The sequence below is a fragment of the Romboutsia sp. LXY-2 genome (genome assembly GCF_056171995.1).
On record NZ_JBKFGI010000001.1, the window covers coordinates 366,012 to 391,178 of the forward strand.

Here is a 25,167-nt window from a genome sequence, read left to right on the forward strand (position 1 = left end):
GATGATTATGACAGTAAAAAAAATAATTTCTTCTATTATTATAACTATACTTATTTTATTGTTTTTTAATACTTATTCAGATTCTGACTCTAAAAAATCAGAAAGTGTAAACTTAATATCTGTTATTAATACTAATATTGATTTAGATGGTCCTATAATAGAAAGTATATCTCCATCTAAATGCCAAGAATATATTATAGGTAATCCATCAATAGAGGCCATATTTAAAGATGATAGTGGTGTAGATTTAAGCTCTATCAAGTTATACGTAAATTATATTGATGTAACTGATAAGTGTAAAATTACTAAAGATAAAATATCTTATAACACTGAAAATAAATTTAAAAGAGGTAATCAAATTGTTAAATTGGAGCTAAGTGATAATTTTAAAAATTCAACTGTACTTGAATGGTATTTCACAGTTGGCACCCCTATTTATAATCATTATCGTGGACTACTTCATTCACATACAAGTGCAAGTGATGGCCATGGAACTTTTAACGATGCCTACTATATGGCTAGAGATAAAGCCAATTTAGATTTTTTTGCTATAACAGAACACTCAAATTTACTAGATAATTGTGACTCATGTGACCTTAATGATGCAAATAATTGTAACAGTTGGAATGAATTGATCACTTGTAGAGATAAGTTTACTAAGAACAGTGAATTTATTGGGTTAAACGGATTTGAAATGACCTATGATTTTAATGTAGTAGATCCAATTGGTCATATTAATATTTTTAATTCAAAAGGTTTTGTAACTGCTAACAAACCTGATATGACCTTAGAAAAGTTCTATTCACTTATCTCAAAGAATGAAGATTTAATAGGTCAATTTAACCATCCTTGCGACAAGTTTGGAAATTTTAAAGAATTTAAATATTCACCTCAAGGAGATAAAGTAATGTGCCTTTTAGAAGTTTGTAATGGCTACAATAAGGATATGAACAAAAATATTAAATCATTTGATATGTATCAATTAGCTTTAGATAATGGATGGCATGTGGCACCTACTTGCGGTCAGGATAACCATCGTGTTGATTTTGGTGTAGCTAATGAATTCAGAACAGTAGTGCTTTCTACAAGCTTAAATAGAGATAATATATATGATTCACTAAGAAATATGAGGGTCTATGCTACAGAAGACAAGAATATTAGAATAGACTATACCATAAATGATACTCCAATGGGTTCTGAGTTAAATAAGCCATCTAAACTTAGATTTTCCATAAGTGCTGTAGACAATGATTACAAAGATAAAATAAAAACAATCGAGGTAATAAGCAATAACTCAGAGGTGATAAAGAACCAAGATTTTAATTCGAATTTAGCAAAGCTTGAATTTACACTAAAGCCTAAAGATAATACATTTTATTATGTAAAAGTCACACAAGAAAATAATAAAACTTCTGTTACAGCTCCAATATGGATAAAAAAATGATGGAAGTTAATCTTCCATCATTCTTTGTATATATACTGCCATTCCTTTAGTTGTATCATTACATGTAACATGAGACAATGCTCCTATAATTTTACCGTTTTGTATTATTGGACTACCACTCATTCCTTGAACAATACCACCATAATTATCTATCAAATCTTTATCAATAACTTTAAACTCAAAATTATAAGGCTCTGATATACCTTTATTATCAGGATTTATAATTTCTATATCATAGTAAATTTTTTCTGAATAAAAATTATCTTTAATTAAAAGTTGTGCCGGACCATTCTTTACTTCTTTAATACTACCAACATCATATATATTTTTATTAGTTAAAATTTCTTTTCCATTTATTTTTCCTCTAGCTCCAAATTCACTTATATCTATTATATTACCTTGTGATTCAAATATTGTATTTCCATGCATATATCCAACATCATCTTTATTTGATGATTTTAATTCTGATAAATTACATAAATATATATTACCACTTTTAGATAAAATTTCTTTGTCTTTATTTAAATGCATATTATGACCAACTGCTCCAAAAGTATTATCTTTAGGGTTAATATAAGTTAATGTAGCTGAAAAAGGAACTCTATCAACAAAAAATGAATGATGAATTTCTTTTTTTGTTAAAACTAAATCTTTGCTAACTCCATTTCTTTTTATTTTTACTTTAACTTTATCATTTTCTTTCATTCTAAGGTTAATTTTTAAAATATCTTCCTTAGTTATTTTTTTTAAAATAGCTTTATTATATAAATCTTCAATAACTTTTCCTTATAAGCTTTCTAACAAGTCATAATTTTTTAATGAATAACTAGCATTATCATGAGTATAAAACATTAATTTTGATGTTTTAATATCACATTGTAATAGTTCTCCACCTACTATAACTTGTTTAGGAATTTCTTCATTTTTTTGTATTGAGTAAGAGCAATTTGGAAATAATACTACTAATAAAAAAATCATCAAAAACTTAATAATTTTGTTATTCCTATTTGGATTTTCCATATACACTCTCCTTTTGCTGAAGTTTTGTGTCTTTTTTAGTATATGCATCTATAGGAATCTTATAATGGTAAGTAATCTACATACAAAAAAATAATGGCACTTTAATTTAATAGCGCCATTATTGTAATATATTTAGATTATAACTAATCTATTTTTTAATAATAATTCCTTTATATTTATTTATCCGAGTATGCCACACATCTATCATGTACAGGAATTCATCCTATACATAATATAATATGAAAAAACAATAATTTTTGACACAAAATTATATTTTTTTATTTTATTTGCCAAATAAATACATTTTTCTATTTTTTACTACTTAAACAACATTATCCAGTTGTCTTCAGGCTTATACCCAATTTTATAGTATATTTTTCCTGCTTCTTCATTATGGTAAAACAAACAAGGATACTTTCCTTCTTCTAAAAGCTTCTTACTCAAAGTATATACTAAATAAGTCGCTAATCCTTTATTTCTATAACTTTCTTCAGTTGCTACACCGTTAATCATAGCTAAGAAACTATTTTCTATACCTGTTCCACATGTGCTAATTACTTTATCATCTTTTCTAATAAAATAAACTCTTCCACTTTTCGTTTTAATTTGGTATGACTTTGATTGAATGTAATTTTCTAATTTAAAATCTTCATTTTTCCTAAGTAACTTAAAAATATTCTCTAAATCATTAACCTCAGATTCTTCTATCTTATAATCTTTTAAAGCGTCAAAATTCAAGTCATTTAACTTTGTTAAACTACAAAAATAACATTCTTTTTTGTCCTTATAATTATTAAATTTTGTGCATAGCCGATCTATAACAGACTTTTTTCCATTAATAGCATCGATATCTAAAGATTCTATGTGCTGAATTAATTCATCGACATCAAAATCATTTTTATGGCTATATACTATTAATGTTGAGTAATACCTTAATATTATAGAACATGTATTATTCTCATCATCTACCTGCATCCAGACATTTAGAAAATCTGTTTCAAATCCATAGCTTTCAACATCAGCTATTATATAAAGGTTGATGCATTCTTCATAGGATACATATTCCCAAAACTTCTTTTTAAAATCGTCTCCAATTTTTAAAATCAAATGCTAATACCCCCTAATTTTAACAAGTGTATGCCCATACTTATTTTCAATTATAATAGATGTTTTTTTAATTATAAAAAATGTTTTCCCATGTGTCAAATATTTTATCCAATGTATAATTTGAATAAACTACTTAGTTATTGGTATTTGAATCTCTGTAATAAATTCTTCTGTTGAACCAGTTTCATGAATATCTATTTTATATATTTCTAAAGGTTCACCATTAAGCATATAATTATATTCTTCCATAAATTTAAACATATCATTTACCAATATCTTATTTTGTTTATAAGTACCACTGTAAGTAAGAGTTAAATAATATCCTTCTTCAACAGTGATATTATATATTTCTTCTTCATCTTCTAAAAAGCAAAATACTGATTTAAATTCATTAAGTGCTCCCCTTTTAATTGAATCTAAACTCCATACAGACCCTATATTATTATTTCCAAGTATATTAAATCTATTTTCATATTCTTTTAGAAGTTTTTGAACAACAAAATCATAATCCTCATCTTTTTCAATCTCTTCATTTATTCTAATTGCTTTACGTTTGTCAATATACTTAATTTCCATCTTACCAAGCTCTGTACTTCTTGCTTCTTTTATTGAATCAATTCTTTTATTAATATTTTCTTTTTGTCTCACTAATTCCTCTATTTTTTTGTCAATTAAATCAATTTCTTCTTCTAATAAATTAGTTGTTGATTCTACTGTCCTTTCATCAAGATATTCCTTTATCTTTTTCATAGGGAAATTTAGACTTCTTAACTCTTTTAGTAAGTTTAATCTCCATATATCATAAATGCTATACATTCGATATCCATTAGTATCTCTTAAAGGCTTAATTATTCCAATCTCTTCATAATACATTAAGGAATCTCTTCCTATTCCGTATATTTTTGATATTTCTCCTATTTTATAATAATCTTTCATTCCTACCCCCATATATTTTAATTATTTTAATTAAATATATTATTTACCATCCTAACGCAAATAATTTGAAAATTTTTCTAATTATTCGTTGACCTTGGTATTATACCATAGTTTAACATCTTTATTAAGGGAGTGATAAAAATGGAATCTAGACTATCAATAAATCAAGATATTAGTTTAGGGAAAAAATTTTTAAAATATTTAGCACCATCGGTTATGGCTATGTGGGTTTTCTCACTGTATACAATGGTAGATGGAATATTTGTAAGTAAAGGTGCAGGTGAAATAGCCCTTGCTTCAGTTAATATATCCATGCCTTTTATAAACTTTATATTTGCTATCTCCGTATTATTTTCAACAGGTGCTTCAACAATAATCGCAATATTTCTAGGGCAAAAAGATATTAAGTCTGCCAACGAAACTTTTTCTATGAATATTGTTGTAGTAATTATCTTATCTATATTAATAACTATACTTGCATTATTAAATCTAGATAATCTTGCCTCCTTTTTAGGTGCTACATCTTCAACCTTACCACTAGTGAAACAATACTTAAGCATTATTATTGCTTTTAATGGATTTTTTATTGTTTCATATTCATTTGAGGTTATAGTAAAAACTGATGGATTTCCTGTCCTTGCAACTTTAGGAGTATTAATTTCAGCAATAAGTAACGTTATATTAGATTATTTCTTCGTCATTGAATTTGGTTGGGGTGTAAAAGGTGCTGCTATAGCAACAGGTATATCTCAAGTTTTCTCGACTATTTTCTTCTTGTCTCATTTTTTAAGAAAAAAAGGAACTTTAAAATTCACAAAGTTTAAATTTAATTTTGATACAATTAAGAGAATATTCTTTATAGGATTTCCAGATTCAACTACAGAGTTGAGTGGTGGTATTATAATAATTCTATTTAATCAAAGCTTATTGATATTTATAGGAGAAAATGCACTTATATCATATAGTGTAATATGCTACGTTAATACTTTAGTTCTTATGACGATGATTGGTATTACTCAAGGTATGCAGCCTTTATGTAGTTTTTACTACGGCGAAGGTGATATAGATAAAATTAAAGAACTATTAAAAATGGGACTAAAAGCTATTACAATAGCATCTCTACTAATATTTTTAATTTGTATTGGATTTACTGCTCCAATAGTATCTTTATTCATTAGTCCTGATGATGGCTTATTATTCGAATCATCAATGCAAGTATTTAGAACTTTCTCAGTTTCCTTCTTATTCTTAGGATTTAATGTTTTAGCTTCAGGATTTTTTGCTTCTATAGAAAAACCTGTTCTTTCAACAATAATATCTTTAGGAAGAGGCCTTGTGGTTATTACAATTAGTTTACTATTTATGATTTTACTATTCGGTGGAAAAGGAATATGGATAACTTCAGTAGTTTCTGAAGCTATATGTGTTGTTATATCTCTTGCTTTTTTAAAAAATAAAATATCAAAAATAAACATAAATTAATATAATTATAGTTTCCTTTAAATACAATCAATTCTTATTATATTTTCGTCATTAAAAGACAAAATATATATGAGTCTAATTTAAGGAGGCAATTTATGAATACTAATTTTTCTTACAATGGTTATGAGTTAGCACAAATAAGCAAAAATGAAGAAGATGCAATAAAGAAAGCTGAAAATTTAATAAAAGAAGAAACTGGTAAAGACTTCGTGTTAATAGCTTGGAAAAAAGAAGAAAAACTTAGCTAAATAAAATAAAAGTTTATTTCTAACTAAAAATGCCATTAGAAGCAAAAGTCGTACAAACTGAAACAACAGGATATTATCTTGTAGTCGCTTAGCCTTTAATAATTAAGAAATGTCCCTCTAACTTAATGAGGGGCTTTCTTATAATATTAATAGGTGTAATAGAGTTTGGAATTGGATTCGATGCAATTAGTTGCTAATCTAGGCTTTCCTGTTATAGTTACAGTGTATCTTTTGATACGTATCGAAGGTAAATTAGAAAATTTAAGTACAAGTATAAACTCTTTGAGTTCAAATATTAACGAATTAAATAATTAAATTTAAAAAACTAGAATTTAAGTATCTAAGTTTTCATCATATCTTTTAAATATATCAAGTCAATACCAATATTCTCCTTATGCTAAGCACTTTTCTTATTTATATTTATAATAGCTCTTATGTAACTTTCAGACATATTATATTTAACATCCAACTCTCTATGGTTAAATCCATTATAATTAGAGATTACTTCTCTATCTCTGGCTTCTTTGTATATCATCTTTTCAATAGAAAAGGACACCACATATTTATAATAAGGTACTTTTCATAAGTAAACCACATAGTTTTTATATTCACTATATAAATTACTATTTAAAGTATTTATGTAATAAAAAAGCAAATACTAATAGTATAAAAGATATTGATCAAATTTCAAATTCATCAAATACACTTTTTTTGTCGGTATTACAAAATAATGATATGGAAAGTGTAGAAAAAGAAATGAATTTTATACAATCTGAGTTGGATAGGGAAAGAAATTATATATTAGATAGCATTGAAGGAAGTGAAGATAAAGATAAAGTAATTTATTATTCATTACTTTCAACTTTAAATTTTTACCAAATTGCGCTATTACAACTACAAATATATTATAAAAATAATAATAGTGAATCATTGCTTAGCGCTATAGAAGCACTCAATGAAGGTAATTCAATGTTAGATATAATTAAAGCTAGAGTCTAAAATAATAAAATTATATTCTTGGAAATTCAACAAAGATAAAGCTATCTCTATTATTTGAGATAGCTTTATTTTTTAATATTTACTTAATGTTTAAATTTCCATAACCATTATCTATTATTATCCCTTTATTTTCAAAATCTATAGGGTTCTTAAATATAGGTCCATCAACTACGAATGTGTGATATTCTCCATTTTCACCACATGCATCAGAGCCAGTAGCTTTTATATCCTCAACAACTTCTTTGGTAAGCTTTTTACCTAAAAATTCTTCAGACATATGTTTTAGGTTTACAGTTTTAATAATAGTTTTAAAACCGCTATCTATAAATTCATATACTAGTTTTTCTCTATCTTCTTGCCATAAAGGAAACTCTGGTTGTAATCCAACTTTATCACATCTATCTACATCCCATTTTTTATGAGGCTCTAAGTCTATATCTCCAAATGCACAAATTTCAGCTCCCATAGTTTTTGCTATCTGTAAGTTTTCTTCGAATTTACTTTCATATTCATTAACATCACACTCTACTATAAGTAACGGAATATCAATACTCTTACTTACTTTATTTAATAGCTCCTTGCTCAAACCATGTGTCCATGATCTGTCTTCATTCTTTTTCGCTGTAGTAAGAAGTGCTACAGGCTCATATCCTTTTCTTATCATTCTATATAAAGCAAGTATACTGTCCTTACCACCGCTAAATGACATAACAAATTTTTTATTTTCCAACTTTTGTCCTCCCAATTTTATCATCTGTAAGATTTAATATATGTACACAAATAAAATATATATTTTAGTTTACTATAAAAAAAGTTCCTATTACTACTAATGCCGCTCCTATGTATTTGTATAAGTGCATAGTCTGTGTTTGAAGTACAACTCCATCAATAAAAAATCCTAAAAGTATTTGCGAAACTACTATTAATGTTAAGGTATTAGACACACCTAAGTTTGGTATTGCCTTAACTGTAAAATATATAATTAAGCCTCCAAATATACCTCCCAGTAGTAGCTTTGGACTTATTTCACCTATATTTACTAATGATTTAAATCCTCCAGTTAATAATATACTAATAAGAAAAAAGACTGCACCTACAAGTAAACTAATAAATGTTGCTATTAGTGCTGTAGTATTTTTCCCCAATTCCCCATTTATAAAAGCCTCTAAGGCAGTTGAACCACCGGCTAATATAGCAAATAAAATTGCAGATAAGTTTGACATACATATACCTCCTTTAAATGTTCGCTTAATTAATATTATGATACAACCTGTCTATTAATTACATTTAAAGGATATAAGTAAAATGTAACATAGTAATTATTTATTCTCAATATTTTTTGCTTTTTAGGGAAAACTAAAAAATATTATACATATAATTTCTATTGTTATTATGGAGGATAAAATGAAAAAAATATTATCTTTAACTTTAATACTATCTTTATTGGGATGTAGTAATGCTTACTGTTTAGAAACTAATGCCAGCAATAGCTCTCCTACAAGTGAAAAATATAAGGCGATTCAAAGATCTAATCAAAGAAATGAGCGAAAAGGTTTAAGAAATGGATCACTTAAATAATCAGAAAGGCATATAGATTTCTATATGCTTTTCTGATATAATGAAAAAAAATATTGTTTAATATCGTAGAGGTGAATAAATGTTTCAATTTTTTAGTTTCAATTTCGATAGTTTAAATAAAAAGGAAAATGCCACTAAATTTCTTATAATGGGATATTTACTAATAGCATTAGGTGTTTTCTCTTTTATCTATAAAGGCCTTGGAATAAAATTAGTATCATGGACTTTAGCAATAGCATTATTATTTATTGCATACTTAAATCTTAAAAATATTAACGAGTTAAAAAGATATGCTTCAAAAGAAGAAATATCACCTTATACTCGCTCGCAGTTTATTCTTCTAATAGCTGTTATATTACTATTTTTATTCCCAGAAAAGATTCAGAGTATGGTTTCTTTTGTAGGTGGTGCTTATATAATATTCTCACAAATAAGTAAAATGTTAAGTAATAAAAACAACCCCTACTACAGGTTTGGCTTTGGAAGTTTATTAATGTTATTAATAGGTTTAACTTTAATAATGTCTCCATTATTTTTATCAAGATTTATTGTATCAATAATTTCACTTATAATAGTATTAATAGGATTCCAGTTAATATCTACTGGTAATAGATTAAAATCATTTTAATTAGTTTTTAAAATATATAATTTTTTAATAAATAAAGACTACATTGTGAACAATGTAGTCTTTTTAGCTTTCATATGTTTTTAATATTTCCTTTGCAACTTCTTTTTTTGTACTTCTCATATCCATTGCTTGCTTTTCTATATATCTGTGAGCTTGTGACTCAGTCATATTTAAGTATTGTATTAATACACATTTAGCTCTATTTACAAGTCTTATTTCTTCTATCTTATTTTGTAACTTAATATTTTCAATCTCTAATCCTAAAATCTTAACCCTCGAAGCAGATACAAATTTTAATGCCTGATAAAAAAAAGATTTACTTATCGGCCTAGGAATAACAAAAACACCACAATCTTCAACCTTAGAACTTATTTCATCAGCCATCTCACTTTTAATAATCAATATAACTCCATAGGAATACATTTCTGTAACAGTTAAAGATAAGTCATGACCAAATTCATCACTAAGAGGAGTATTTATTATTACAATATCAAATGGCATCTCCATTAAGGTTCGTCTTGCTTCACATCCATTACTCACAGTAACTATTTTGGTATACTCATGAATACTCAAAGCTTCTTCTAGAAATATTTTTGCTTTATCATTACTAGATACTACTAGTGCACTTTTCATATAATCACAATCCCTTCTTATAAAACGTATCTAGCATACTATATATGCATAAAGTAAAGTTCTTTTTCGAAGCTTTCCTTGTCTGCAGTTGATAAATATTTAATATTTTCATCAATTTTGGATTGTATATATTTTTCTATGGTTATATTTGGTAATACATTCCTTACAAATTCACTATTATAGGTTAAATCTATAGCTTCTGATAAACTTAATGGTAATGTATCAACATCATCTAAGCTTTCTTCTATTAATTCATATAAATTATAATCATTACTACTTACAAGCTTCATACTTTTTTCTATGCCTTCCATACCTGCACTTATTATTAAAGCAAATGCTAAGTATGGATTACAAGATGGGTCCGGTGATCTAAGCTCTATTCTACTAAATTCTCCACTTGCTGCCGGTATTCTTATTAGTTGAGATCTATTTTGATTAGACCATGTTATATATTTTGGAGCTTTATCACTTCCAAACCTTTTATAGGAATTAGTAAGTGGATTTAAAAATGTTGTAATTTCTTTTATTCTATTCATTATTCCTGCTATAAAACTTTCCATATACTTTGACTCTTCTACCTTAGTAAATAAGTTTTCATTATTTTTAAATAAAGATATGTTAATGTGAAGTCCATTTCCGCTTTTATCAACAAAGGGCTTTGGCATAAAAGATGCAAATAAACCATTTCTTGAGGCCGCAGTTTTAACTATTGATTTAAAATTCATTAAATTATCTGCTGCACTTAAAGCATCACTGTATCTAAAATCTATTTCATTTTGACCTGGTCCTTGCTCATGATGAGAGCTTTCTGGTTGTATACCCATTTCTTGAAGTGCCATACATATTTCTCTTCGTATATTCTCCCCCTTATCTAAAGGAGATACATCACAGTAACCTGCATAATCATGAGGTATTTGTGTAGGCAATCCCTTTTCATCTTGCTCAAAAATATAAAATTCACACTCAGATCCTATTTTACACTTATACCCATTTTCATCTAATTGTTGTATTACTTTTTTTAATATATTCCTACTATCACCTTCAAAATTTCTTCCATCAGGATGTTTGATATCACAGAAAAATCTAACTACTCTTCCATGCTGTAGCCTCCATGGAGATATCGATAAAGTTTGTGGGTCCGGATGTAAAAATAAATCTGATTCTTCTACATTCATAAATCCTTCTACTGCAGATGCATCAAAAGATATTCCAGTTTCAAATGCACGATACACTTCCTCTGCTGTTATAGTAATGTTTTTTAGAAATCCGAACAAATCACAAAAATTAAGCTTAACAAACTTAACATCATTTTCTTCAATAAACTGAATAACTTCATTTTTAGTATAATTCATATTTACCTCCCTAATTATTATCAACTTATAATAAATTTTATGAACGTTTTTTCTTACTATTACATATAATTGAAATATAGAACAGCAAAGGCGCTGTAGGTTTATACCTACTGCGTCTTTTTTATTGAGTTTTATAGTTATGATTTCATAGATTAATTTTATATATAATTATTAGGAGGTATTTATATGGTAAACATACCAGAGTTATTCGGTAGTATGGTTTTTAATGATAAAGTCATGAAAGAAAGACTACCTAAAGAGATTTATAAAAAGCTTAGAAATACAATAGATGAAGGTAAACCACTTGATATAAATATAGCTAATGTTGTTGCCAACTCAATGAAAGATTGGGCAATTGAAAAAGGAGCAACTCATTTTACCCACTGGTTTCAACCAATGACTGGTGTTACTGCAGAAAAACACGATAGCTTTATTTCTCCCAATAGTGATGGAACTGTAATTATGGAGTTTTCAGGTAAAGAACTTATAAAAGGTGAGCCGGATGCATCAAGCTTTCCATCTGGGGGACTTAGAGCTACGTTTGAGGCAAGAGGATATACAGCTTGGGACCCTACATCATATGCATTTATCAGAGATCATACATTATATATACCAACAGCTTTCTGCTCTTATTCAGGTGAAGTCTTAGATAAGAAGACACCTCTTCTTAAATCTATGAAGGTTTTAAATGACCAAGCCTTAAGAATATTAAGATTATTTGGTGATAATTCCACAACCAGAGTCATTACAACTGTAGGCCCTGAACAAGAGTATTTTTTAGTAGATAAAACCTTATATGAAAAAAGAAAGGACTTAATATTCTGTGGCAGAACATTATTTGGAGCTAAACCTCCAAAAGGCCAAGAACTTGAAGATCACTACTTTGGTACTATTAAGCCAAGAGTATCATCATATATGAAAGAACTAGATGAGGGACTATGGAAATTAGGTATCCTTGCAAAGACAAAGCATAATGAGGTAGCTCCTTCTCAACATGAGTTGGCTCCTATATTTAGTAGCACAAATATTGCTACAGACCATAACCAACTTACAATGGAACTTATGAAAAGTATTGCAAACAAACATGGTCTTGTATGCTTATTACATGAGAAGCCTTTTGCAGGAGTTAATGGTAGCGGTAAACATAATAACTGGTCTCTTGGAACTAATACAGGAAAAAACTTATTGGATCCAGGAAAATCACCAATAGATAATACTCAGTTTTTACTTTTTTTATCAGCTATAATTAAAGCTGTTGATGAATATCAAGATTTATTAAGAATCTCTGTATCAAATGCCGGAAATGATCATAGATTAGGGGGCAATGAAGCTCCACCAGCTATAGTCTCAATGTTTATCGGTAGTGATTTAGAAGCTGTATTAAATTCTATAGAAACTGGCAGTGTATATACTAATGAAAATAATAATATGCAAATAGCAGTGGATACTCTTCCTTCATTTAAAAAGGATAATACTGATAGAAACCGTACCTCTCCATTTGCATTTACTGGAAATAAGTTCGAGTTTAGAATGCTAGGGTCTTCAGCTTCTATTGCTGGACCAAATATTATATTAAATACAATAGTTTCTGAATCACTGTGCCAACTAGCAGATGTGTTAGAAAAATCTAGCGACTTTGAAAATGATGTAATAGAGCTAATAAAATACACTATAATTAAGCATAAAAGAATAATATTTAATGGCAATAACTATTCTGATGAATGGGTAATTGAAGCAAAAAACAGAGGTTTATCAAATTTAAAATCAACAGTTGATGCTCTACCTCATTTTATAGATGAGAAAAATATAAAAGTATTTACTAAGCACGGTGTCTTTTCTGAAAGTGAAATGAAATCAAGATGTGAAATACTACTTGAAAACTACTGCAAAACAATAAATATAGAAGCACTCACTATGCTTGATATGCTAAGAAAAGATATAATACCAAGTGTTTGTGCATACAGCCATGATTTAAGTGATACTGCTTTATCTAAAAAATCACTTATTGCTGATATTGACTGCTCTTTAGAAATAAATTTAATATCTAAGATTTCTTATCTATCATCATATTTATATAGAAAATGTGAAGTCCTAGACAATCTATTACTAGATGCTAAATCATATACAGATATTAAAAAATGTTCTCAATATTATAAAGAAAATATAGTTACTACTATGCAAGATATTAGAGTAATTACTGATGAACTAGAACTTTTTATAGGTAAAAAATATTGGCCATATCCTACTTATGGTGAATTATTATATAGTCTTTAATCCCATATATTATAATAGCCCCTTAAACATTTAAGAGGCTATTTTTTAATTAATCTTTTCCATTTATATATTATCTAAATCAAATGATATTGTTAAAGAAGATGACTGAGGTTCTAGTTGTGTCAACTTAACACCAGCCGCATTAAGCATTTTCTTAGATGCTTTTACAATATCTGTATCTGCATATTTATCACTAAGATACACGATTTCCTTTATTCCACTTTGAATTATCGCCTTTGCACATTCATTGCAAGGGAATAGTGCTACATATAATTTAGAGCCAACTAAAGATTTCCCTTGAGCATTTAAAATAGCATTTAGCTCTGCATGAACTACAAATGGATATTTAGTTTCTAAAAAATCACCTTCTCTTCCCCAAGGAAATTCATCATCACAACAACCAGCTGGTAAACCATTATATCCAACACTTAATATAGTATTGCCATTTAAGCCATTAGAGTCTTGTCCACTTACAATACATGCTCCTACCTGAGTGTTTGGGTCTTTACTTCTTTTCGCAGAAAGAAGAGCCACTCCCATAAAGTATTCATCCCAAGATATATAATTAGTATTTTTCATACAAGTAATCTCCTATTCTACTTTGACATTATATATAAGTTTATAATAATTACAATTATGGTGCAAGAAAAATCCCTTTTTATTATTTTTCCATTATATATAAAAATGAACCATATAAAATACTTTTACATGGTTCATTGTATACATAAGATCCATATTTTTCTTTTTATTAATAATTTCTTTTTGTAAACACTAGAATCTATATATTTTTCATATACCTTATTACCATCTTTATCGTATCCATACAAATAAGTGTCTGCCTTCTTACCGCTTACATAGCTTACAGGTTCATAAGTTATTCCATTTGTAGCATCTTTATTTGACCATATTTCTATATATAGATTTCCATTTGATGTATAAGTATTAAGTACTATTGGGTATTTGTAAGTATTTACAAATCTATAATCAATACTACCACTTGCCAATGTTGCATCCAATCCTCTAGGTACATAATCTACAGCTTTTGAATGATTTCTTCTTTGAGTTGGAAGTATTCCTGCCTTTAACTGTGTATTATATAGTGTTGATGAAACTTGGCATACCCCTCCCCCTATACCCTTATCTATTTTGCCGTTTATTATTACCGATGCCTCTTTATATCCATTACTTGCTGATACTGGACCTATTGCATTTTCATAAGAAAACTCTTCCCCTGGCATAAGTACCATGTTGTCTAATTTTTTTGCTGCTATTTCTATATTACTCCCTCTACCACTTCCACCACCATAATGAGTTGAGAACTGAGATATTTTAGTATCTACTTTTCTAAGTTCATTGATATCAATGTTTGGTGATAATTTTTCATAATCGGCAACAATTGATATGTCATTATTATCAGATTTTAATATTGATTCATTTATTTTTTTTACTAAACCATCAGTATCTAATACACTCCCTTTGATACCCTCAACATATTCTATTTTATCTCCATCTATTACTACAGCATGCTCTTTAGGGCTTATTTTAGTCTCTAATTCTATAATATTTATCATTTCTTCTACTTTATCTTTATCTACTTCTACATCTAATTTGTAGTCAATATCTTTTTCCTTAATAATATTGATATATTTTTTTACTATGCTATCGTTTTTACCTTTACCCATTATTTCATTTAACAACTCTTCTTTATTGTTCTTTTTTATGATTTCATTAGCTTTTAAATTGTACTCTTTGTCATTAGCTTTAATATTTAAATTTTGGCTTTCTAATTTTTCTTCAATGTTCATAAGTTCATTTAATACTTCTTTTTCTGTAAATTTAGATATCTCTTTTCCATAAAGCATAGCTCCTGGATATACTAGACTTTCATATTTTTTTATTGTAGTGCTAATTAATAATAGTATACAAATTGTAATAGCTATAGATATTATGCTAAATATATATAACATCTTTTTATTATTTCTAGGCTTATCATTACTATCAATCTCATTTAAATCTTCATTCTTCTCAATGCCGCCATCATTATTTATGTTAGTTTCTATCTCCTTATTTACTATCTCTTTATCTTCTTTATCTTCTTTATTCTTATTGCTATTATCTAAATTATTAATAACATCATCACTACTTTTTTCACATTGCTTATCTTTGTTTTCTTCATCCATATTTACCATCCCCCCTAATCTGAGTCATTAATATAGATTATTGTTTGTGATAGTTATATATTCAGCTTAATATATTACATTGTTGTAATTATTAATACTTCTATTTACAACTGTATTTGTATATATAATTTTTTTATGGTAATATATTTTAATGTATACAATACTATTAGAAAAAGGTGATACAATTGAGTAAATTTAAATATGCTTTTGATAACAAGAGATATCATACATGGAATTACTACCTTAGAAATACCTTTGGTGAAAAAGTATTTAAGGTATCAATAAATGCAGGATTTACATGTCCTAATATAGATGGAACTGTTGCTTACGGAGGTTGCACATATTGTAGTAAGGAAGGTTCTGGAGATTTTGCAGGTAACCCTAAAGATGATTTAATAAAACAATTTGAAGATATCAAGCTAATGATGCATAAAAAGTGGAATAATGCTAAATATATTGGGTATTTCCAAGCTTATACAAATACTTACGCTCCACTTGAAGTATTAAAAGAAAAATATGAAACAATATTAGAAATGGATGACGTTATAGGTTTATCTATATCAACTAGGCCAGATTGTTTAGCTGACGATGTTGTTGAGTATCTTGGTGAACTTAATGAAAGAACTAACTTATGGGTAGAACTAGGACTTCAAACAATACACGATTCTACTTCTAAAAAAATAAATAGAGGTCATGATTATCAGACTTTCTTAGATGGTTTAGAAAAATTAAAAGCTAAGAATATAAAAGTTATTGTTCATATAATAAACGGTCTTCCTGGTGAAGACTATGATATGATGATGGAAACAGCAAAAGCTGTTGCTAATATGGGTGTAGATGGTATAAAAATACATCTTCTTCATATTATAAAAGATACTCCAATGGAAAAAATGTTAGAAAAAAATATGGTAGAGCTTATGACTCAAGATGAATATATAAACTTAGTATGTGATCAGCTTGAAATACTACCTGATACTATGATAGTTCATAGACTTACAGGAGATGGAAAAAGAGATGAGCTTGTTGGACCTCTTTGGAGTCTAAAAAAATGGGAAGTGTTAAATGCTATTGATGATACTATGGCTAAGCGTAACTCATACCAAGGAATAAAATATAATAAATAGTATTAATAAAAGCCTATAACTTTAATGTTATAGGCTTTGTTTATGCCATTTTAGGTTCAACAATTTCTTCTGTAACCTCTTTTTCAGTAGAAATACTTCTTATTGCTATTATAGATGAAATTACCATTAAACCTACTCCTAATAGTTTTACTATTGAAGACGCTTCTCCTATTACCGTCCATCCAATAAATGCAGAAACAACTAATTCAATTGATGCTATCACACCTGCTACAGATAACTCTACACCTTTACCAATTCCTTCTACATAGAATATATAAGCTAGAGCTGCTGGAACTATACCTAGTACTAACATTGCAACAACCACCTTAACATTACCTAAGTAGGATACCATTTCCATTGGCTTTGCAAATGGCAACATAAATAAAGCTCCAAACAAAAATCCATAAATAAGTATTGTAATACTATGATTTTCCTTTAACGCATCTTTACTTATTATAGGCATTAATGCGTAAGTTATAGCTGATAATATCCCCGTTATAATACCAGTTGTACTAAGACCACTAATATCTAATTTGCCTCCTGTTACTGCAAATATTGCCCCTATGAAACAAACTACTAGTGAAACTATTTTGTTTAAGTTAATATTCTCTTTATATACTAATTTCGAAAATAATGCTAGAAATAATGGCGATGTATAAAGCAATACTGCTGCCACTGAAACTCCAACACTTTTTATTGCATTAAAATAACACAGGTTAAATAAACCCTGACATATTATACCTATTATCATTGAATATACTATTCCTTTTTTACTTGCTTTTAGTAATTCTCTATTTTTTACTCTACAATAAACAGATAACACTATAAAGCCTAAAAATAATCTTACGAAAGCCACTTGTTCAGGCGTTAAGCCATTCTTCATTAGTATATCTCCTAGTAATCCAAGAGTCGCCCAAAGTATCCCCGCTATTAAGATATACAAATACCCTTTTTTTACTTCTACCATCAATATCCTCCCATAAACCATCATTCTTACTTAAATTGGTAATAATTAACTTATTAACATTTTTTTCATGTTGTATACTTTATATTTTCTTGATATTATTATAATGTATATAAATACGTTTTCTAACTTTTAGAATAATTTATTAGATAACTTAACATACTAAGTAATTCTAATTAAAATATGAGGTGTAAAAATGTTAATGAACACACATTTAATTATTGGTAAATCACTACTTGATAATATAGATTCAAATAAAAGCTTTTTAATTAGCGAAAAAAACTTTTTATATGGTAATATAAAGCCTGATATAACATCAAAATATTTATTTAATAAGCACTACCTTGATGAGTCTCTAGAAATGATTATATCTAAGATAACAAATTTATGCAATCTTACTATAAATAGTTTATCTAAGTATTTTTCTATAAGTAAATTTAGTCAAGAGATAGGAGTTATCTGTCACTTTTTATGCGATTTCTTTTGCGCTGCTCATAGCGAAAGATGGGAGATGACCCACAGCTTTAGTAAACACGTAAATTATGAAAAAAATCTTAATATGTCAGCAAAATCTATTGATTTATCAAAATATAAAGGTCAATCTCTAGACAATAATTTTGAGAACTTCTTTAATACGCTATATACTGAGTATAAAAATAAACTAGATTATGATAATGATTTATATTTTTCTACTTATGTTTGCAACAGTGTCATTGATTATATTTTAGATTCTATATTAAAAAATACTGCACACTCTTACACGCTAATACAGTGTGGTTAAATTTTTATATTTAAAAAGGCTACTACAAACATTGTCGTTTATAGCAGCCTTTTTATTTTGTTCTTAACTATGTAATTCACTATTTATTTTTATTATTTTTTCGATTGCATCCTTTACGCTTTTAGCACTATAATTTGCACTTTCCTTTACACTTTCTCTTGCATTCTCCATAGCAAAGCTATACTTTATTCCTTTTAGCATACATATATCATTTGGAGAATCACCTATAGTTGCTATTTCATCTTCTTTTGCGCCTAAAATATCACATACATATTTTATACCATCTCTCTTAGATACACCTTTAGCAACTAGGTTTAATGTTGTAGGTGATGAAAAGTATATATCTAAAACTTCATTAAATTCACTTTGTAAGTATAGTTCTATCCTACTTAATTCTTCTATATTTTCGGATACAACTCCAATATTTCCTACCAAATTATTAAAACTATCTCTTTTTATAAATTCCTTATCTATTACATAATCACTAGAATATATACTAAACTCCTTTTCTCCACCTGTAAGTACTACACCACCATCGTATTTGAAATACATATGCGCACTTTCAGATTCAAATCTAGCTATAACTTTTTTTACTATATTGTCATCAATAGTACCACTAAATATTTTGCTGTGCTTATAATCATGTATAAATGATCCGTTTTCACAAATATAATAACCATTCATAGCAATACTATCTTTAGTCATCTTATATGCTTGTTTAAAAATTCTTCCTGTGGCTATATGAAATTTTACTCCAGCTTCTTCTATTTCTTTTATTGCTTTAGCATCACCTTCATCAATGCCATCATGATAAAGTGTTCCATCTAAATCACAAAATATATGTTTTATCATTTTGTCCTCCTATAATTCTCCTAGAGCCAATCTTAAATCATTTAGTATAGTTCTTGTTGCTCTTTGTCTTATTCTACTTCTTGAACCATTAAAGTTATATTTCTTAATTATAGTATTTCCATTTATATATATTCCCATATATACAAGACCAACTGGCTTTTCTTCAGTACCTCCGCCTGGTCCTGCGATACCTGTGGTAGCTAATCCAATATTAGTGTTAAATCCTTTAGCTATTCCTTCTGCCATTTCTTTTGCCGTTTGTTCACTAACAGCTCCAAACTTTTCTAAAGTTTCTTCTTTAACTCCTAATCTCTTCATTTTTGCATCATTAGAGTATGTAACGCAGCCTTCCATAAATACAGAAGATATGCCTGGGTAATCAATTAGCGATGAAGATACCATCCCCCCAGTACAAGACTCAGCAACAGCTATTGTTAAATTTCTTTTCACTAAAAGTTTTGCTACAGTTTCTTCTAGTGATGTTTCATCCTCACCATAAACAAATTGTCCTACCCTACTTTTAATTTTTTCTACTACAGGCTTAATTAATTCATCTGCTTCCTTAATATTATTAGCTTTAGCAGTTATTCTTAATGTTACTTCCATATCTTTTGCATAAGGTGCTACGGTTGGATTAGTTTGCTCGTTTATTATATCTATTAACTTATCTTCTAAACTCGATTCACCTATTCCAAACATTCTTAATGTTTTTGATACTAATGTAGTATTAGTTAAGCTTAATAAATAAGGCTTAACACAATCTTCAAACATTAATGTCATCTCTCTTGGTGGTCCAGGTAAAACTATTATAGTTTTTCCATCTTTTTTTAATATACATCCAGGTGCAGTACCATTATTATTTGGAAGCACTATGGATTCTTTAGGGAAATATGCTTGCTTTCTGTTATTTTCAGTTGCCACAGTATTTATTTTTTTAAAAAAGGTATCTATTTTTTCCCATGATTCTTCGTGTAATTCTAGCTCTTGGCCAAAGTATTTTGCTGCAACTTCCTTTGTAATATCATCTCCAGTAGGTCCTAACCCACCCGTTGTTATAACTATATCACTTCTTTTTAATGATTCATCAAATACCTGAAGTAATCTATCTTCATTATCCCCTACAGTCCCTTGATAAAATACATCTAAACCAATTTCTGCTAACTCTTTAGCAATATACTGGGAGTTAGTATTTACTATATCACCTAATAGTATTTCTGTTCCTACTGTTATTATTTCAGCTCTCATATAATCACCTCTATATATAATATTACACTATTTTCCAAAAATATTATTCCCTTAAAGTAAAAAATTTTCCTTCTCTTTAAGCTATCATAATTTCATAATACGTAAAAAAGGTATTAAATCTTAAAGATTTAATACCTTTTCAAATTGGAGGCGACACCCAGATTCGAACTGGGGATCAAGGAGTTGCAGTCCACTGCCTTACCACTTGGCTATGTCGCCTTATTAACTTAACTTAATTATAGTATATTTTGCATAGATTAGTAACATGTTTTTCTATTATCTTACTATAAGATATTTTATAATAATATTTTATTATTTAATTTTCATTTTTATTATATAATATATTAATTTTTATAGAACCACTCCTATCTAAAACTCCATACCTAGTGGTACTTTCAATATATGTTTTCTAATCATATAATTCTATTAAAAGAATAACAAATGCATTTAAATACAATAATTTTAATATATAGGAGTGTTAATTATGAAAATAGCTGTTATTATGGGTGGTATCTCATCTGAAAGAGAAGTTTCTCTTAACTCTGGAAGAGAAGTATTTAATAATTTAGATAGAAACAAATATGAGGTTATTGAAGTTATTATAAATGAAAAAAAAGATATATTTAATAAAATAACACCAGACATCGATTTTGCATTTATTGCATTACATGGTAAATTCGGAGAAGATGGATGTGTTCAATCAATACTAGAAGCAATGGATATACCTTATTCTGGATGTGGGCCACTAACTAGCGGTATGTGTATGGATAAAAACATATCTAAAACATTATTAAGACAAGCAAATTTACCTACTGCAGACTGGTTAGTTGTAAGAAATCTTGATGAAATAGATTATGAAGCTATAGAAAAACTTGGATATCCAGTATTTATTAAGCCTAATAATGGTGGGTCAAGTGTAGCAACTTTCTTCATCCACTCAAAGGAAGAAGTCCATAATGCAGTTAAAGCAGGACTTGAAGTTGATAACTGTGTAATGATTGAAAAATATATTAAAGGTGGAGAATATACTTCTTTTGTTTTAAATGGCGAAGTTTTCCCTACTATATCAATAAAAGCTACTTCAGAGTTTTTTGATTATAAGTCTAAGTACTCAGAAAATGGAGCTATTGAGGAAATAGTATATTTAGAAGATAGCCTTCAAGATCAAATAAATGAAATATCTAAGACTTGTTGGAAGATTTTTAATTGCAAGGCATACGTAAGAGTTGATATTATTATAAGTGATGGAGTACCATATGTTCTAGAACTTAATACACTTCCAGGAATGACTAAAACTAGTTTAATACCAAGAAGTGCAAAAGCTAAGAATATTGGATTTGTTGAATTGTTAGATAAAATAATAGAGTACTCTATGAAATAGATTTAAATCTAAAATGAGGTGATAAATTGATTTTTTCAAGTATGGATTTTACCGACAATGATCCCATTTATATACAACTAAAAAATTATATAAGAGATATGATAATAAAAGGATTAATTCCTAACAATAGTAAGCTCCCTTCTACAAGGGAGCTTAGTCATATTATGAAAGTTAGTAGAAACTCTGTAGTGCAAGCTTATGAAGAGCTAAAATCAGAAGGAATTATATATTCTGTTTCAGGTAAAGGAACTTTTGTAAATTCTATAACTTTAAAGCCTGAAAGTACTTGGTCTATCAACTGGAATAACTTAGAAAATAACTACTCAAAAATAGCAAACGAAATGGATATTATAAAAAATGAAATCCCATGGGAAGCTGGTTTAATATCTTTTAAAAGTATATCTCCAGATGGTGAATTATTTGATATGGAAGAATTAAAAAAATCCTTTCTAAATAGAATATCTTTAGAAGGTCACAAACTGCTTAACTATGGATATGCACAAGGATATAAGCCTTTAATTGATTACTTGCTAAATTATATGAATAGTAAAGGTGTGGATACATCTAACAAAGATATTCTAATAACCAATGGATTTACTGAAGGCTTTGAAATGTTACTTTCTGCATTCACTAATAAAGGCGATTTCATACTTTGTGAAAACCCAACTCATAATACAGCTATTAAAATAATGAAAGCTAGAGAATTAAATTTTGCTACCTTTGACATCAATAAATATGGATTAGATTTTGATGATTTAGAAAAAAAACTAAAGGAACACAAAGGTAAAATTAAGTTTTCCTATATTACCCCATCATATCATAATCCAACTGGAATGGTTATATCTCCAGAAGATAGATATAGATATTATAATTTAATGAAACAAAACAATATAGCAATAATTGAAGATGGCTTTAATGAAGAACTTTTATACTCTAGTTCGCATATATTCCCAATTTGTTCTTTAGATAATTTAAGTAACGGTGTTGTGTACATAGGAAGTTTTTCTAAAATATTATTCCCTGGAATGAGGATAGGATGGATATTAGCTGATAAGAAAGTAATTGATAAATTGGAGAGCGTTAAAAGATGTAGAAATATTCATGTTTCCTTTTTAGATCAAGGTATACTTTATGACTACCTTATTAATGGTGGTTTTGATAGATATGTAAAAAAGATAAAGAAATTCTATGGTGATAAATATAACTTTGCTTATGACTGTGTAAATAAATACGTTCCTACTGAATATATCTTAGGTGACGGAGGGCTACATCTTTTCTTAAAATTTGATAATATAGATTGTAGAGAACTTCTATCTAGATGTTACAAAAAAGGTGTACTCTTTATGCCTGGCGATATATTTTACATAGATAATAAAGGATACGATACCTTAAGACTTGGTTTTTCAAGAACATCTATATCAGATTTAGAAAAAGGTATTAAAATAATTGGTGAAGTTGCCAATGAAATGAATAATAAAACAAAAAAAGGCACTTAATAACTTAAGTGTCTTTCTCATTTTATTTCCATACTCTCTTCATATTAAATAATTCTTGAACATATCCATATAATGAAACTGGTGACATTATTAACTGATATGATAATAAAAATATTAAAAATGCTAATCCATGTTTTCTCACTCTTAAGTTTAATACATCAAACACATGCTTTTTTTGATACATGAATAATATTAAAAAACTTACTAGCGTTATAGGTAATACTAAAATCATCATAGGTCCAACTATATAGAAATGTCCAAATAATGCTAAAATACAACCTGGTATAAAGAAAAATGTATATGAAAAATCCATATATGGTATTAATAAGTCTATTCCTGTTAAAAACTTATAATATATATTAGGTTGTTGCCATGGCTTTATAGCCCTTAATCCCTCTATCATACCTCTTGCCCATCTTGATCTTTGGCGTATAAAATGTACTAATTTAGTAGGTGCATCAGTAAAAGCTACTGCAAGTGGTTCAAAATATACTTTATGATTTTTAGCAAGCATATTCCATGTAAGTACAATATCTTCACCTATTGCATCAGACCATCCGCCTAGATTCGCTACCACTTCCGTTTTGTATATACTAAAAGCTCCTTGCGCAACTAAAGTCCCTTGGAACATTCCCTGCATTCTTTTTATTGAAGATATACTTAAGAAATAATCCCATTCTTGAAGCTTAGATAATAAATTATCCCTACTATTTCTTACTAAAATACTACCTGCTACTGCAGATATTTCACTTGGAGCACTATTCATTCTTGCTACAAGCCGTCTTATTGCTTGTTGATGTAATAATGTATCTGCATCTAATGTTAACACATACTTAGTTTTAGTCTTTTTAAGCCCAGTATTTAAAGCATTGAATTTCCCTGGATTTGGCTCATCAATACAAACCAAGTTCATATTTAGCTCTTTTTTAGCTCTATATACTTCCTTTACTGTGTTATCACTAGAATTATTATTTATAACTATTGTATTAATTTTACCTTTATAGTCTTGGCTCTTTATATATCTTAGGGTTTCATATATTCCACCTTCTTCGTTATAAGCTGCAACTAAAATAGTTACTTCGTCACCTGGATTTTCTTCTTTTACCTTTGGTTGCTTATCAAGAAGCAAACTGGATATTAAAAAGGCATTCATAAACCCAGGAACATATGCAATTCCGCCTATAATGAAAAAAGCTATAAATATATTTGTTAATTGTGATAAATCTTTCACCCAAGGAATTGATAGATATATAGAAAATATTACCCATGTAATTGACATTATTAAGGCAATAATAAATTTTTTGTTTATAGAAATATAAAAATCTCGTTTTTTGTTTTTACTTATGTCTGGTGATTTACTTAGCTGCATTATAACCTCCCACTTATGTCATTTTTGTTATATATTTCTAGGGGTTATGCTTTAGTTCATAGCACTTTGATTAA

At 28.1% G+C, this 25,167-nt stretch carries 27 protein-coding genes and 1 tRNA gene; 12 read left to right on the plus strand and 16 right to left on the minus strand.

Annotated features, from left to right (window positions below; genetic code table 11):
• Positions 1-7 precede the first annotated feature (7 nt).
• Complete coding sequence (locus ACI48P_RS01675) at positions 8-1,444, plus strand: CehA/McbA family metallohydrolase (protein ID WP_475212804.1); 1,437 nt, start codon at positions 8-10, stop codon at positions 1,442-1,444.
• Positions 1,445-1,450: 6 nt separating this feature from the next.
• On the opposite strand, the gene ACI48P_RS01680 is transcribed toward ACI48P_RS01675, so the two are convergent.
• The 4 genes from ACI48P_RS01680 to ACI48P_RS01695 form a co-directional block, all read right to left on the minus strand.
• Positions 1,451-2,149 carry a SpoIVB peptidase S55 domain-containing protein gene (locus ACI48P_RS01680; RefSeq protein WP_475212806.1) on the minus strand — a complete coding sequence of 233 codons (699 nt, stop codon included), beginning with the start codon at positions 2,147-2,149 and terminating at the stop codon, positions 1,451-1,453.
• A gap of 81 nt (positions 2,150-2,230) precedes the next feature.
• The gene (locus ACI48P_RS01685) at positions 2,231-2,464 is read right to left on the minus strand and encodes a hypothetical protein (protein WP_475212807.1); all 234 of its coding nucleotides are present in this window, start codon (positions 2,462-2,464) and stop codon (positions 2,231-2,233) included.
• Positions 2,465-2,782: 318 nt separating this feature from the next.
• Positions 2,783-3,571, minus strand: a complete 789-nt coding sequence (locus ACI48P_RS01690) for a GNAT family N-acetyltransferase (protein WP_475212809.1) — start codon at positions 3,569-3,571, stop codon at positions 2,783-2,785.
• A gap of 129 nt (positions 3,572-3,700) precedes the next feature.
• Positions 3,701-4,507: a MerR family transcriptional regulator gene (locus ACI48P_RS01695; RefSeq protein ID WP_475212811.1), complete on the minus strand. Its 807-nt coding sequence runs from the start codon at positions 4,505-4,507 to the stop codon at positions 3,701-3,703.
• 141 nt (positions 4,508-4,648) lie between these two features.
• On the opposite strand from ACI48P_RS01695, the gene ACI48P_RS01700 reads away from it, so the two are divergent.
• The 3 genes from ACI48P_RS01700 to ACI48P_RS01710 all read left to right on the plus strand — a co-directional run bounded on the left by ACI48P_RS01700 (position 4,649) and on the right by ACI48P_RS01710 (position 6,552).
• A complete protein-coding gene (locus ACI48P_RS01700; RefSeq protein ID WP_475212813.1) occupies positions 4,649-5,989 on the plus strand; it encodes an MATE family efflux transporter in 1,341 nt (446 codons plus the stop codon).
• A 95-nt stretch (positions 5,990-6,084) separates the two neighbouring features.
• A complete protein-coding gene (locus ACI48P_RS01705) occupies positions 6,085-6,237 on the plus strand; it encodes a hypothetical protein (RefSeq protein WP_475212815.1) in 153 nt (50 codons plus the stop codon).
• A gap of 180 nt (positions 6,238-6,417) precedes the next feature.
• Positions 6,418-6,552: a YvrJ family protein gene (locus ACI48P_RS01710; protein ID WP_475214118.1), complete on the plus strand. Its 135-nt coding sequence runs from the start codon at positions 6,418-6,420 to the stop codon at positions 6,550-6,552.
• An 82-nt stretch (positions 6,553-6,634) separates the two neighbouring features.
• Here ACI48P_RS01710 and ACI48P_RS01715 read toward each other — a convergent pair whose 3' ends face one another.
• Positions 6,635-6,772, minus strand: coding sequence for a Mor transcription activator family protein (locus tag ACI48P_RS01715; RefSeq protein ID WP_475212817.1), 138 nt, complete (start codon positions 6,770-6,772; stop codon positions 6,635-6,637).
• 221 nt (positions 6,773-6,993) lie between these two features.
• Here ACI48P_RS01715 and ACI48P_RS01720 point away from each other — a divergent pair, with 221 nt between their 5' ends.
• Positions 6,994-7,236, plus strand: coding sequence for a hypothetical protein (locus ACI48P_RS01720; protein WP_475212819.1), 243 nt, complete (start codon positions 6,994-6,996; stop codon positions 7,234-7,236).
• A gap of 79 nt (positions 7,237-7,315) precedes the next feature.
• Here ACI48P_RS01720 and ACI48P_RS01725 read toward each other — a convergent pair whose 3' ends face one another.
• Both ACI48P_RS01725 and ACI48P_RS01730 read right to left on the minus strand, forming a co-directional pair.
• Entirely contained in the window at positions 7,316-7,966 is a 651-nt protein-coding gene (locus ACI48P_RS01725) for a Dph6-related ATP pyrophosphatase (RefSeq protein ID WP_475212821.1), read from the minus strand.
• A 64-nt stretch (positions 7,967-8,030) separates the two neighbouring features.
• A complete protein-coding gene (locus ACI48P_RS01730) occupies positions 8,031-8,459 on the minus strand; it encodes a DMT family transporter (protein ID WP_475212823.1) in 429 nt (142 codons plus the stop codon).
• A gap of 181 nt (positions 8,460-8,640) precedes the next feature.
• Between ACI48P_RS01730 and ACI48P_RS01735 the strand changes: the two genes are divergently transcribed.
• Positions 8,641-8,814: a hypothetical protein gene (locus ACI48P_RS01735; protein WP_475212825.1), complete on the plus strand. Its 174-nt coding sequence runs from the start codon at positions 8,641-8,643 to the stop codon at positions 8,812-8,814.
• Positions 8,815-8,893: 79 nt separating this feature from the next.
• On the plus strand, positions 8,894-9,442 hold the full coding sequence (locus ACI48P_RS01740) for a DUF308 domain-containing protein (protein WP_475212827.1): 549 nt from the start codon (positions 8,894-8,896) through the stop codon (positions 9,440-9,442).
• A 63-nt stretch (positions 9,443-9,505) separates the two neighbouring features.
• Here ACI48P_RS01740 and ACI48P_RS01745 read toward each other — a convergent pair whose 3' ends face one another.
• Positions 9,506-10,075, minus strand: a complete 570-nt coding sequence (locus tag ACI48P_RS01745) for an ANTAR domain-containing response regulator (RefSeq protein WP_475212829.1) — start codon at positions 10,073-10,075, stop codon at positions 9,506-9,508.
• A gap of 38 nt (positions 10,076-10,113) precedes the next feature.
• Complete coding sequence (locus tag ACI48P_RS01750; RefSeq protein ID WP_475212831.1) at positions 10,114-11,427, minus strand: glutamine synthetase family protein; 1,314 nt, start codon at positions 11,425-11,427, stop codon at positions 10,114-10,116.
• Between the two features lie 186 nt (positions 11,428-11,613).
• Here ACI48P_RS01750 and ACI48P_RS01755 point away from each other — a divergent pair, with 186 nt between their 5' ends.
• A complete protein-coding gene (locus tag ACI48P_RS01755) occupies positions 11,614-13,701 on the plus strand; it encodes a glutamine synthetase III family protein (protein WP_475212833.1) in 2,088 nt (695 codons plus the stop codon).
• A gap of 63 nt (positions 13,702-13,764) precedes the next feature.
• On the opposite strand, the gene ACI48P_RS01760 is transcribed toward ACI48P_RS01755, so the two are convergent.
• Together ACI48P_RS01760 and ACI48P_RS01765 are read right to left on the minus strand one after the other, a co-directional pair.
• Entirely contained in the window at positions 13,765-14,280 is a 516-nt protein-coding gene (locus ACI48P_RS01760; RefSeq protein WP_475212835.1) for a deoxycytidylate deaminase, read from the minus strand.
• 134 nt (positions 14,281-14,414) lie between these two features.
• Positions 14,415-15,881 carry a VanW family protein gene (locus tag ACI48P_RS01765; RefSeq protein ID WP_475212836.1) on the minus strand — a complete coding sequence of 489 codons (1,467 nt, stop codon included), beginning with the start codon at positions 15,879-15,881 and terminating at the stop codon, positions 14,415-14,417.
• A gap of 185 nt (positions 15,882-16,066) precedes the next feature.
• Between ACI48P_RS01765 and mnmL the strand changes: the two genes are divergently transcribed.
• Positions 16,067-17,005, plus strand: coding sequence for a tRNA modification radical SAM protein MnmL/YtqA (gene mnmL, locus ACI48P_RS01770; RefSeq protein WP_475212837.1), 939 nt, complete (start codon positions 16,067-16,069; stop codon positions 17,003-17,005).
• 40 nt (positions 17,006-17,045) lie between these two features.
• Here mnmL and ACI48P_RS01775 read toward each other — a convergent pair whose 3' ends face one another.
• The gene (locus ACI48P_RS01775; RefSeq protein WP_475212841.1) at positions 17,046-17,972 is read right to left on the minus strand and encodes a DMT family transporter; all 927 of its coding nucleotides are present in this window, start codon (positions 17,970-17,972) and stop codon (positions 17,046-17,048) included.
• A gap of 193 nt (positions 17,973-18,165) precedes the next feature.
• Between ACI48P_RS01775 and ACI48P_RS01780 the strand changes: the two genes are divergently transcribed.
• Entirely contained in the window at positions 18,166-18,750 is a 585-nt protein-coding gene (locus ACI48P_RS01780; RefSeq protein ID WP_475212843.1) for a zinc dependent phospholipase C family protein, read from the plus strand.
• 63 nt (positions 18,751-18,813) lie between these two features.
• Here ACI48P_RS01780 and ACI48P_RS01785 read toward each other — a convergent pair whose 3' ends face one another.
• From ACI48P_RS01785 to ACI48P_RS01795, 3 genes are all read right to left on the minus strand, one after another.
• Entirely contained in the window at positions 18,814-19,602 is a 789-nt protein-coding gene (locus ACI48P_RS01785; RefSeq protein ID WP_475212845.1) for a Cof-type HAD-IIB family hydrolase, read from the minus strand.
• A gap of 9 nt (positions 19,603-19,611) precedes the next feature.
• A complete protein-coding gene (locus ACI48P_RS01790; protein ID WP_475212846.1) occupies positions 19,612-20,847 on the minus strand; it encodes a competence/damage-inducible protein A in 1,236 nt (411 codons plus the stop codon).
• Positions 20,848-20,992: 145 nt separating this feature from the next.
• Positions 20,993-21,066, minus strand: a tRNA-Cys gene (locus ACI48P_RS01795).
• A gap of 265 nt (positions 21,067-21,331) precedes the next feature.
• Between ACI48P_RS01795 and ACI48P_RS01800 the strand changes: the two genes are divergently transcribed.
• A complete protein-coding gene (locus ACI48P_RS01800) occupies positions 21,332-22,228 on the plus strand; it encodes a D-alanine--D-alanine ligase (RefSeq protein WP_475212848.1) in 897 nt (298 codons plus the stop codon).
• Between the two features lie 41 nt (positions 22,229-22,269).
• Complete coding sequence (locus ACI48P_RS01805) at positions 22,270-23,724, plus strand: aminotransferase-like domain-containing protein (protein WP_475214119.1); 1,455 nt, start codon at positions 22,270-22,272, stop codon at positions 23,722-23,724.
• A 22-nt stretch (positions 23,725-23,746) separates the two neighbouring features.
• Here ACI48P_RS01805 and ACI48P_RS01810 read toward each other — a convergent pair whose 3' ends face one another.
• Positions 23,747-25,093, minus strand: a complete 1,347-nt coding sequence (locus ACI48P_RS01810) for a glycosyltransferase family 2 protein (protein ID WP_475212850.1) — start codon at positions 25,091-25,093, stop codon at positions 23,747-23,749.
• Positions 25,094-25,167 lie beyond the last annotated feature (74 nt).